This is a genomic window from Pseudomonas sp. AF32 (assembly GCF_022342325.2).
Classification (GTDB): Bacteria; Pseudomonadota; Gammaproteobacteria; order Pseudomonadales; family Pseudomonadaceae; genus Aquipseudomonas; species Aquipseudomonas uvaldensis.
This window is the reverse complement of the sequence record NZ_RQJK02000016.1, coordinates 88,962-100,642: the sequence shown is the minus strand read 5'-3', so window position 1 is coordinate 100,642 and position 11,681 is coordinate 88,962. Positions and strand designations below refer to the sequence as shown.

The following is an 11,681-nucleotide window of genomic DNA, read 5'->3' as shown; positions in this document are numbered from 1 at the left end:
AAGACACTGACACGCAGGCTTTTCGCGGATTAATTATGTTAGCGGCCTATTACAAGGCTGACCCCAATCTATTATTGCCGTGTCACTCAGTCCAACAACATTTGCGCGCCTTATTGGATAACCCTTCGTTATAAAAAGGCGCTGAAAAACGCTGGATCAATCCCGCAGAAAACTTTCATCGAAGGGGTAGTGGGTCAACAGTTCATAACCCTCTTCGGTCACCAATAGTTGATTTTCCAGCTTGATCCCGTCCCGCCCTCCAACTTCTCCCACATAAGCCTCGACGCACAGGGCCATGCCTGGCTGGATCTCGCCTTCATATCCATAGCTGTCGAGGTCTTCGGGGTAACGAATGCAGGGGTATTCATCACACAGTCCGACTCCGTGGAACATCACGCCGTAGCGCTGGGCGCGGCACGATTCCGGGAGGCGATGGCCGCGGGCCGTCAATTCGGTGAAGCGAACGCCCGGTTTTATCAATTGCATATTGTGGGTGATGTGCTCATGGGCGATGCGATACAGGCGTTTCTGTTCGGCAGTGGGCTCAAGCCCGCCACAGATCCAGCTACGCGACATGTCCACGCAGATGCCGTAGACGCCGATGAGGTCGGTGTCGAACGACAACAGATCGCCATCGCTCAGCACGCGTGGCCCGGACTCCTGGAACCAAGGGTTGGTACGCGGACCGGAGCTGAGGATACGCGTTTCGATCCATTCGCCACCGCGGCGGATGTTGCCGGCATGCAGCACGGACCACACATCGTTTTCAGTGGCGCCGGCGCGCAAGGCCTGGTGCATTTCACCGATGGCCATTTCACAGGAGGCGACGGCGCAGCGCATGGCCTTGATTTCATCGGGGCCTTTTATGGCGCGGGCCCATTCGGTCACTTCCTGGCCTTGGCAGACCTCCACACCCAAGCTGTCCAGGGCGCGCAGGCCCGCCACTTCGATGCGATCGACCGCCAGTCGGCGATTGGCGCCGCCGTGCTGGCGCAATAGCTCGTCGACCTGGGCGGCGAAATGAAGCGCGTGTTTGTCGGTGTGCTCACCGGTTTCAAAGTAAAAAAAAGAAGCGCCGCTGCGCAGCTCGCTGATGAGTGGCAGGTGCGCGGAAAGGTGATTGCAGCCGTGGAAATCCCACAACACCACATGACCGCTGGCCGCCACGAAGCAGGCGCGGGCGGGGTTGTGGGTGGTCCACAATTGCATGTTGGTGGTGTCTGTGGCGTAGCGGATGTTGAGCGGATCGAACAGCAGGATGCCGGCCAGGTCGCGGGCGATCAGTTGCTCCTGGAGACGCCGCAGGCGGTATTCGCGCATCGTCGGCAGGTGAGGCGCTTGCAACCCCAGCGCGGCCCACTCGGAAAACGCCAGTGGGGTCGGGCCGATCTCGACGCGGTCGTTGTCGTCGACGGAACCGTCGATCTTCAGTGCGGCGGCACGTTGCCTGGCGGGGTCGATCCGCCGGGTATTCGCAGACATGGAAAAGGGCGAAGTGCTCATCTCACCAGTCATCCTTTCAAAGCGGGGGCGGGCCAGTGGCTGCCCCCGCCGTTCATCGGCGTTCGCTTACTTGGCCGCACGTGCGGCTTGCAGCCAGGCGTCGTACTGCTGGCGATGCGCTGCGATCCATTCCTTGGCGTGGCGGGTGATGTCGGCCGGTTTTTTCTCGCCTTCCTGCATCTTCAGGTTCTGCGCGCTCTCATCGGCGGTGCTGATCTGCATGACCGAGAGGAACTTCAGGGCTGCCGGGTTTTTCTTGGCGAAGTCCTTGTTCAATACCGCTTCGATCTTGTCCACGGCAAAGCCGAGGTTCTTGCCCTTGTACATGGTGTCGACGTCATTGTTGCCGTCAGGCAGGTCGGTTTTCGGTACTTCCAGCCAGACCACATCCTTGTCTTCGACCAGCACGGTGGCGATCCACTGCGGCACCCAGGTGAAGTAGAGGATCGGCTTGCCTTCCTTGTAGCGGGTGATGGTGTCGGCCATCAGGGCGAAGTAGGAACCCTGGTTGACCTTGACGGTTTTCCCCAGGTCGTAGGCCTTCATGTGGTGATCGATGATCAGCTCGCAGCCCCAGCCAGGGTTGCAGCCGGTCATGTCTGCCTTGCCGTCGCCGTCGGTGTCGAACAGCTTGGCGATTTCCGGTTTTTTCAGGTCGGTGAGGTACTTGATGTGGTACGCGTCGGCGGTTTTCTTGTCGATCAGATAGCCTTGCAGTACGCCGGGCATGATGTCGCCAGCCTTGACCATCACGTCATCGCCGCCGGCCTGCTGGTAGAACTTGGCGTGCAGCTTGTCCCACAGATGGACGGTGAAATCCGCGTCGCCATTGCCCAGGGCCATCATCATGACGCCGTATTCCGTCTCCTTCGGCTCCTGGACGTTGTAGCCCAAATCACGCAGGCCTTGCATGGCGATCTCGCCACGAAAGCGCTCTTCGGCGATGGATGGAAAGATCGGCGTGACTTTCACGCCATCGCCCGGTTTGTCCGCCGAAGCGTGGGCGCAAAGGGCGGCGGCGGTCAGGGTCAGTGCCGTGGCGCATTTCAACAGTGTGGTGGGAAGCTTGAGCTTGGACATCGTTGCGTACCTTTCTTCTGGTTTTTATCAAGTGCGGCAGATCGAATGTGAGGCTTGAGTCAGGCGGTCTTGCGCCGCCCTGTGGGTTTGCTCGCGCCGAACAGGCGCAACAACACGCCGACCGGCCCGGTCTGGTACCAGCGCAGGCTCGGGTCGGCGCCGCTCCGTGCGCCCATGGCCTGGGTCAGGCGATCGAGGAAGATGGCCAGCAACACCAGCCCGACGCCGCCGACTGTGGCCAGGCCCATGTCCAGCCGGCCGATACCACGCAGAACCATTTGCCCCAGTCCGCCGACGGAGATCATCGACGCGATCACCACCATGGACAGCGACAGCATCAAGGTCTGATTGAGGCCGGCCATGATGGTCGAGGTAGCCAGTGGCAGTTGCACCCGGGTCAGCATTTGCCGAGGGGTGCAACCGAATGCGCGGGCGGCCTCGATCTTATCTTCCGGCACTTGGCGGATCCCAAGGTTGGTCAGGCGAACCAGTGGCGGCAGGGCGAACACGATGGTCACCAGCACGCCGGGGACGTTGCCGATGCCGAACAGCATCACCACCGGCACCAGGTAGACGAAGGCCGGCAGGGTTTGCATGGCGTCGAGGATCGGTCGGATCACCTGTTCCAGGCGGTTGCTGCGAGCGCAGAGGATGCCCAGGGGGATGCCGATCAATGCACAGAAGAAGACGGACGTCAGGACCAGGGCCAGAGTGGTCATCGATTCCGACCATACGCCAATGAGGCCCAGAAGCGTCAGCGTCACGAAGCACAGCAGTGCCATGCGTTTCCCGGCCAACTGCCATCCCAGCAGCGACGACAGGATGATGCCGATACTCGGGGGAATGCTTTTCAGGATGAGCTCGATGGTGTTGAGCACCTGGTCGATGGGCCAGCGAATGGCACGGAACACATCGCGGAAATTGTGGACCAGGAAATTCAGGGTACTTGTTACCCAGTCACCCAAGGGAATGGCCAGGGTCTGGAAAGGGTCGAGAAAGCTGAAATCGGACATGGTGGATTACCTTTTCATCGTCGCCACGGTTGAATGGATCGTGGCGTTTCACTTCATCAGGGACGCAGCCACGGCGGGCTCAGTGGCGACTCAGGGTCTGCAACAACTGGTTCTTCGACAGCGTGCCCTTGAAGGCGCCCTCCCGGTCGAGTACCGGCACCGGGTATGGCAGGCTGGCGGCAACGTCCAATACGTCATGCAGCGGGGTGTCGAGGTAGACCGGCTGCTGCTCGTGCAGGTTGTAGTGCGCGGTGGCGCCCACGCCGCGCTCGTCCGTATCGACGACGCCGATCAGTCGGTCGCGCTCATCGATGAGGTAGCCGAACGAGCTGACCGCCTCGAACTGAGGCGCCTTGCCATTGACCCGGCAGATCACCTGCGGATCGAGCTGCGCCACATCCCCGGCCTTGAGCACCCGTGAACTGTCGAAGCCCTTGAAGAACGTACGCACATAATCGTTGGCCGGTTGATTGATCAGTTCCTGTGGCGTGCCGATCTGCACTACCCGGCCGCCCTCCATGATCGCGATGCGGTGGCCGATGCGGATGGCTTCTTCGATATCGTGGGAAATGAAAATGATGGTGCGTTTCTGCTCGGCCTGCAGGCGGATCAGTTCCCCCTGCATTTCGCTGCGGATCAGCGGGTCCAGGGCGGAAAACGCCTCATCCATCAGCAGGATCGCCGGGTCATTGGCCAGTGCACGGGCGAGGCCAACCCGTTGTTGCATGCCGCCGGAAAGCTGATGCGGGTAGCTGTGCTCGTGGCCGGCCAGGCCGACCTGGCTGAGCGCTTCGCGAGCTCGGGAATGACGCTCGGTTTCATTGACGCCGGAAATCTCCAGGCCAAAGGCGGTGTTCTCCAGCACACTCATGTGCGGCATCAGGGCGAACGACTGGAACACCATGCCCATTTCTTTACGGCGAACATCGAGAAGGGCCTTGTCGGAGAGGCCGGTAATCTCTTTTCCGTTGAGAAAGATGCTGCCCGACGTGGGCTCGATCAGGCGATTGAACAAACGCACCATGGTGGATTTGCCGGAGCCGGACAGTCCCATGATGACGAATATTTCCCCGCGCTTTACAGAGAAGCTGGCGTCGAAGACGCCAATCACCTGGCCGGTTTTTTCAAAGACTTCATGTTTGCTGGCCCCGGCATTCAGCATGTTCATGGCCACGTCGGGTTGTGTACCAAAGATTTTGAAAATGTTATTGACCGAAATGATCTCGTCGGGATTATTCATTTCGCCCCTCCTGAACGCGCGGCATTATAGTTGCGCTCGATTAAATAATTAACGAGCGTCGTTAATACGGACGGGCAGTAACAAAGGAGAAACCTTCGCATGACAGTTTTCCAGTTTTTATTGTTTTACCCTGCAGAAGGGCTTTCTTAAAATCTATAAGCATCGCGCCGGCAAATCCAACAACATTTACAGGGCTTTATGGATAACCTATCGTTATACATGGCATTTGAAGCGACCGCCGGAGGGGATTCGCGACAGCCGTATGGTCTGGGCTGGATCCGTTGAGTTAACCTCCGCCGCCTTGTGAAGAAGAATGAAGGAGCCAGCCAAGTGTTCAATAGACACGTCGACCCGGATACGCTGTTGCTGAGAATGCCCTCCCTCAGGGCAGTGAAAGCGTTCGTGGCAGCGGCCAAGTACGAGAGTTTCACCCGGGCGGCAGAGGCTTTGTGCGTATCACAGGCGGCGATCAGCCGGCAGATCCGCGAGCTGGAGGACTATTTGGGCGCCCAGTTGTTCATGCGAGTAGGGCGTACGGTCCAGTTGACGCCTGCTGGTGCGGTGTTCTTCGAGGCTGCGCAGTTGTCGTTCGTGAACATTGCCCAGGCAGCGGAACGGATCCGTAGTGCGCCGGTGCACAAGCCTGTTCTGACTGTCTGCTGCTCCCCGGCCTTCTCGGCGTTGTGGCTCTCTCATCATCTTCCGGAGTTCCGCGTCAGCAATCCGGATGTCGAACTCAACCTCATCACCACACAGAATTTCGTGAATATGGAGCCCGGCGTCGAACCGGACATCATCATTTCGAAAACCACCCGGATGGGTGAGGGCTACAAGAGTTACCCGTTGTGTCACGATGTCATTTATCCGGTGTGCTCGCCGGCGTACCTGGAACAGCATCCGGAGGTCTCTACCCTCGAAGGCGTGCGTGATTCGGCGTTGCTCGACCTTAGTCCGTTCGGCCGCTCCGGCGTTGCCGAGCACGTGGATTGGGAGGTGTGGCTGGCGTTCCAGAACCTCGACATCGATGATCGACCTGTCGAAAGCCCATCGATTTTCCATGCCAATGACTACAACCTGATCATCAACATGCTGTTGACCCATCAGGGCATCGCACTGGGATGGAATCACTTGGTGATCGGCCTGCTCGAAAAGGGCCTGCTGGTGCGCCCCGTGGAGCAGCAGGTCACGCTGCGAAACAGCCTTCATTACCTGGCGTGCAAGGAAAACACCGAATACGAGGATGCCTGCCTGCGCATGCGTGACTGGGTGCTGTCGAAGTTTCCGCGTTGGTATGTCTGATGTGTTCTATCGAAAAACAATAACGGCTTATCGATAACCTGAAATTATCTTTTGAATGCTGAAAAAGTCATTTGTTGGTTGATTTTGGTTGTCGTAGTCTTGGGTCAAATTTATTCGGATTTGTGTTTTTTTATTATTAAAGCTGAAATCGGTTTAATGCGCTGAGGCCGATTATTGTCCGGACAGTTTATCAAGCGGTATCTCGTAGGTCTGTGGTTGAGCTTAGGCGTGGAGAATAATAATGAGCAGCAAGGATTTCGTGATTGACCTGATCAAGAAACGCAAGGCGCGTCACGCGCTGCCGCGTGAGCTATATATCGAGCCGGAAGTTTATCGACAAGACTTGGATCTGATCTGGCATAAGGATTGGATTTTTGCCGGGCATACGTTTGAAATTGAAAAGCCGGGTCAATATTTCACCTTGCAGATCGGCGATTACCCGGTAGCGGTGATCAGAGGCAAGGATGGCCAGGTCCGTGCGTTTCATAACGCCTGCCGTCATCGTGGTTCCAAGGTGTGCGAGCATTCCCACGGCAAGGTCGCGAAAATGGTCTGCCCTTACCACAAGTGGACCTTCGAACTGGACGGTAGCCTGATTTTCGCCGGGAACATGGGCGATGGCTTTGATAAGTCGCAGTACCACCTCAAGCCGGTTCATGTGGAGATTGTCCACACCTATATCTATGTCTGCGTTGCCGAAAAAGCTCCGGATTTCGACAGCTTCCGCCATTCGGTCAGTCCGTTCCTCGCCCCACACCAACTGGATAATTGCAAGGTTGCCTTTGAATCGAACCTGGTGGAGAAGGGCAACTGGAAGCTGGTGTTCCAAAAACAACCGGGAGTGCTTCCATTGCGACGGCACGCACCCTGAACTGATGAATTCGTTCGTCGAAAATCTGTCGGTGGCAGGTGTTGGCGGTGAGGACGATCCTGAGCTGTCGGCGCACTGGAGCCGTTGTGAAAAAGCCGGCATGCCCAGCCGGTTGGTAATGGACCTGCATGGGCGTTTCCGCATGACCCGGATTCCGCTGTCGGCGGGCGCCGTCAGTTACACCATGGACGGCAAGCCGGCCGTGGCAGGTCGTCTGGATAACAGTGGCGAACCGGATATCGGCGCCTTGCTGTATTTCAATTATCCATCGACCTGGAACCATTTTCTGGGCGACCACGCGTTGAGTTTCCGGGTGTTGCCCATCGGTCCGAACGAGACGCTGGTGACCACCAAATGGCTGGTGCCCAACACGGCCGTCGAAGGGGTGGACTACGATCTCGACCGGCTGACCAAAGTCTGGCTTGCCACCAATGACCAGGACCGCCGTTTGGTCGAGGGGACTCAGGCTGGAATCAGCTCGCCGACGTACGAGCCCGGACCCTTTTCGGAAACCGCTGAAAATGGGGTCTGCCAATTCGATGACTGGTACTGCGATACCCTGATGAGTCGTTTGCAGGATCCTCTCCCGCTGAAGTCGGTGGGTTAAGCACTCATCCCTGCGGCCAGCCATCCAGCGAGCTGGTCGCAGCTTTTCCAGGTCCCTCCGATTTGCGCAAGGTTTGTGCTATACGATCTGCTTAACGGAATGCCATTTGCGGCCGATAAGCTGATGAGCACCCGTTTGGGCGCATCTTTTTTACTTGCCTGGACATCCTCGATGCTGGCGTACCACCAAAAAAGTTTTCTGATCGTCGATGATTTCTCGGATTTCCGCAGTTCCATCCGGTCCATGTTGCGTGAACTGGGCGTCAAGGACGTAGACACCGCCGACACCGGTGAAGTCGCGCTGCGCATGTGTTCGCAGAAACGCTATGACTTCATCCTGCAGGATTATCACCTGGGCGACGGCCGCAAGAACGGCCAGCAGGTGCTGGAAGACCTGATGGTCGAGAAGCTGATCAGCCATGAAAGCGTGTTTCTCATGGTGACCGCCGAGACCAGTCAGGCGATGGTGCTCAGTGCGCTGGAGCACGAGCCCGATGCGTACCTGACCAAACCCTTCAACCGCTCAGGCCTGGCCCAGCGGCTGGAGCGGCTGGAGCAACGCAAGACCCTGCTCAAGCCAATCCTCCAGGCGCTGGACCGTGGCAAGCCGCTGGAAGTGCTCAATGCCTGTATTGCCCTGTGTAAACAGGATCCGCGCTACGGGCCGTTGTGCCTGCGTTATCGGGCCGATGCGCTGCGTGACTTGAATCAGAACGAAGCCCTGGAGCGTCTATACAACACCATCCTGGCGGACCGCCCGTTGCCCTGGGCCTATGCGGGCCTGGGCAAGTTGCTGTTCAAGCGCGGCCAGGTAGGCCAGGCCAAGGCGGTCTATGAAAAAGCCCTGAAGACGTTCCCGATGATGCCGGCCTTGTATGACGGCATGGCCGATGTGCTGGTGGCCGAAGGCGACACGAAGCAGGCGCAGAGCGTGCTGGAGGAGGCGGTTCGCCTGTCGCCGCTGGCGGTCCGTCGGCAATCCTTGCTGGGCAAGCTGGCGATGACCAACGAAGACTACGATACCGCTTCCAGGGCTTATCGCCAGGCGGTCGGGCAGGGCGCGCAGTCGCGCTTCAAGGATCCGGAAAGCAACCTGGGCCTGGCCCATGCGCTGATCAGCAAGGGCAGCGAAAAGGGCCTGGATACGCGGACGCGGCTGGAGATCAACACCACGCTGAGCGCGGTGGCCAAGGAAAACCTCAACGATCCGGGACTGCAGGTGCGGGCACGGCTGATGAAAGCCACCAGCCTGTTGCTCAACGATGCCGAAACCGCGGAAAAACTCACCGAACAGGCCTTGCAGCGCCTCGACGGCATGGAGCAGTTCATGAGCGCCGAAGCCGCGCTGCTGGTAGCCAAGCAGCTACAGATGCTCGGCCAGACCAGCGCCGGCGAATCGATGCTCAAGAACTGCGCGGAAATCTACGGCGATGACCCTGTGGTGATGCAAGGCATCGCCAAGCTCACCGACGACCCGAACATCCTCAACCAGGGCAACGCCGCTGCCGAACTGAACCGCGAAGGCGTGCGTGTCTACAAGACCGGCGCGCTGCCCGAGGCACGAGAGCTGTTCCGCCGCGCCCTGAAGATGCAACCCAAGAACATCAGTATTGCCCTGAACATGGCGCAGTCCCTGCTGCATGGCACCGATACCAGCGTGGAATCGGAGCTGTTGGAGGAATGTCGCGCCTGCCTGAAACTGGTGGGCATGATGCCCGATACCGATGCGCGTTATGCGCGTTATCAGAAACTGCGAAGCAAGGCATTTGGCGATGAATGACAGCGAACAGGCACTCGATTTTTCCACGGTGATCGCATCGACCGTGCATGACATGAAGAACTCCCTGACCTTGCTCATGCAGGCCCATACCCAGTGGCTCGAACGTCTGCCCGAGCCATCCCGGCAGACCTCGGAGCAGGGCGTGATGGAGTTCGAATTCGCCCGCCTCAACGGATTGCTCGTGCAGTTGCTGGGGCTGTACAAGCTGGGTGTCAACCAGTTGCCGTTGCACCCTGACTACCATGAGCTGGATGATTTCATCGAGGCGCAACTGGCCGGTCACCAAGACGTGTTCCGCAGTCGCGGAATTATGGCCACCTATGAGGTCGACCCGCTGACTCCCCTGGGGTTTTTCGATCGCGAGCTCATCGCTTCGGTGCTGGACAACATCATCAACAATGCGATTCGCCATGCCCGCCAGGCGCTGTTGATCAGCGTGAGCGACGAGGCCGGGCAATTGGTGCTCACCATCAATGACGATGGCGAAGGCTATCCATCCGAAATGATCGAGCGCCAGGCTGAATACGTTCAGGGTATCAATCACAGCAGCGGCAGTACCGGGCTGGGCCTGTACTTCGCCGCACGGATCGCCGGACTGCATCAGCGCGGCGGTGTGTGTGGGCGTACCGAAATTGCCAATGGCGGCGTTCTGGGGGGCGGGGTGTTCAGGATTTATCTGCCTTAAAAAATAACCCTGGCCTACGCGGAACCCCTGTGGGAGCGAGCCTGCTCGCGATAGCGGTGGATCAGTCAGCCAAGAATCGTCTGACCCGACGCTATCGCGAGCAGGCTCGCTCCCACAATGTATTTCAGGCTGGCTTGTTTATTGTTTTGGAGTGCTTGATATTCCGAACAGCCGAAGCCTATTTTGTACGGGTTGCCGTTCGCGGCTCGCACATAACAAGGAATGCGTCATGACGACCGATGGCCAGCGTTCACTCGCGCAGCGATTGACGGGCATTGATGAGATTGAATGTGTCACGCCGGATCTCAATGGCGTACCACGGGGCAAGGTGATGACCGCCGCGGGTTTCCTGGAAGGGCGGCGATTGCAGATGGCCCGAGGCGTGCTGCTGCAATGCATCATGGGCGGCTACCCGCCGGCGCGCTTCTACGGCAGCGACGATGGCGACCTGGCGTTGGTGCCCGACTCGAAACAGATCCACCGTCTGCCTTGGAGTGAACATCCTCGAGCCCTGGCGATTTGCGATGCCGATGAGTTGACTGGCGAAAGCTCCCGGCTCTCGACGCGTGGCCAGCTCAAGGCCGTGATCGCCCGGTATGCCGCCCTGGGCCTGGCACCGGTGGTGGCGACCGAGCTGGAATTCTTCGTGTTCGCATCCAACCCGGACCCGACCCGGCCGTTCCAGCCCCCGGTGGGCCTGGATGGACGGCGCGAAGATGGCCATTCGGCGTTCAGCATCAGTTCCAATAACGGCCTGCGACCGTTTTTCAGCGAAGTCTATACATGCATGGCCGCGTTGGGACTGCCTCGCGATACCTTCATGCATGAAATGGGCGTGAGTCAGTTCGAGATCAATCTGCTTCATGGCGACGCATTGCTGTTGGCCGACCAGACATTCCTGTTCAAGCACTTGCTCAAGGAAGTGGCCCTCAAGCACGGTGTGACCGTGGTGTGCATGGCCAAGCCCCTGGCTCACACACCAGGCAGCTCGATGCATATTCACCAGAGCGTGGTCGAGCTGGACAGCGGCCGCAATGTGTTCAGCGATGAGGCGGGGGAGCCGACGGCAATGTTCCGGCACTTTATTGGGGGGCAACAGGCTGGCATGGCGGATTTCACGGCGCTGTTCGCGCCCAACGTCAATTCCTACCAGCGCCTGTGCCACCCGTTCGCATCGCCGAACAATGCCTGCTGGTCCAACGACAACCGGTCTGCCGGGTTGCGAATCCCCGCCAGCTCGCCGGTGGCCCGTCGGGTCGAGAACCGCTTGCCGGGGGCCGATGCCAACCCTTATCTGGCGATTGCCGCCAGCCTGGCGGCCGGTCTTCATGGCATCGAAAATCGGCTGGAGCCGAGCGCCGCGATACAGGGTGAGTTCCAGGTGCCGGACAATCTCTCCCTGCCATGTACCTTGCATGCCGCTCTGGAGCGTCTGAAGCGTAGTTCTCTGGCGAAGGAACTGTTCGGTACGGAGTTCATCGAAGGTTACATCGCTTCGAAAACCCTTGAACTGACCAGTTTTCTTGATGAAATCACGCCCTGGGAACGACGCGTGCTAGGAACGCAGGTTTAACCAACCGTCGCATTCGGGCTATCCGCGCATA

General features: G+C 58.7%; 8 protein-coding genes and 1 pseudogene. 5 read left to right on the top strand and 4 right to left on the bottom strand.

Annotation, left to right across the window (positions count from 1 at the left end):
* Positions 1–156: 156 nt before the first annotated feature.
* From dddP to EGM97_RS16315, 4 genes are all read right to left on the bottom strand, one after another.
* The gene (gene dddP, locus EGM97_RS16330; protein ID WP_238965628.1) at positions 157–1,503 is read right to left on the bottom strand and encodes a dimethylsulfonioproprionate lyase DddP; all 1,347 of its coding nucleotides are present in this window, start codon (positions 1,501–1,503) and stop codon (positions 157–159) included.
* Between the two features lie 66 nt (positions 1,504–1,569).
* Entirely contained in the window at positions 1,570–2,583 is a 1,014-nt protein-coding gene (gene proX / locus EGM97_RS16325) for a glycine betaine/L-proline ABC transporter substrate-binding protein ProX (protein WP_238965629.1), read from the bottom strand.
* A 59-nt stretch (positions 2,584–2,642) separates the two neighbouring features.
* The gene (gene proW / locus EGM97_RS16320; RefSeq protein ID WP_238965630.1) at positions 2,643–3,596 is read right to left on the bottom strand and encodes a glycine betaine/L-proline ABC transporter permease ProW; all 954 of its coding nucleotides are present in this window, start codon (positions 3,594–3,596) and stop codon (positions 2,643–2,645) included.
* Between the two features lie 79 nt (positions 3,597–3,675).
* The gene (locus tag EGM97_RS16315) at positions 3,676–4,836 is read right to left on the bottom strand and encodes a quaternary amine ABC transporter ATP-binding protein (protein ID WP_238965631.1); all 1,161 of its coding nucleotides are present in this window, start codon (positions 4,834–4,836) and stop codon (positions 3,676–3,678) included.
* A 372-nt stretch (positions 4,837–5,208) separates the two neighbouring features.
* Between EGM97_RS16315 and EGM97_RS16310 the strand changes: the two genes are divergently transcribed.
* The 5 genes and pseudogenes from EGM97_RS16310 to EGM97_RS16290 all read left to right on the top strand — a co-directional run bounded on the left by EGM97_RS16310 (position 5,209) and on the right by EGM97_RS16290 (position 11,650).
* Positions 5,209–6,135, top strand: a complete 927-nt coding sequence (locus EGM97_RS16310) for a LysR family transcriptional regulator (RefSeq protein WP_238965693.1) — start codon at positions 5,209–5,211, stop codon at positions 6,133–6,135.
* A 241-nt stretch (positions 6,136–6,376) separates the two neighbouring features.
* Positions 6,377–7,613: pseudogene (locus EGM97_RS16305) on the top strand (aromatic ring-hydroxylating oxygenase subunit alpha).
* A gap of 171 nt (positions 7,614–7,784) precedes the next feature.
* Positions 7,785–9,392 (top strand): tetratricopeptide repeat-containing response regulator, encoded by a 1,608-nt coding sequence (locus EGM97_RS16300; protein ID WP_053147254.1) that lies wholly within the window; start codon positions 7,785–7,787, stop codon positions 9,390–9,392.
* A complete protein-coding gene (locus tag EGM97_RS16295; protein WP_238965632.1) occupies positions 9,385–10,077 on the top strand; it encodes a sensor histidine kinase in 693 nt (230 codons plus the stop codon). The genes EGM97_RS16300 and EGM97_RS16295 overlap by 8 nt, the downstream gene beginning before the upstream one ends.
* A 331-nt stretch (positions 10,078–10,408) precedes the next feature.
* Entirely contained in the window at positions 10,409–11,650 is a 1,242-nt protein-coding gene (locus EGM97_RS16290; RefSeq protein WP_238965694.1) for a glutamine synthetase family protein, read from the top strand.
* Positions 11,651–11,681 lie beyond the last annotated feature (31 nt).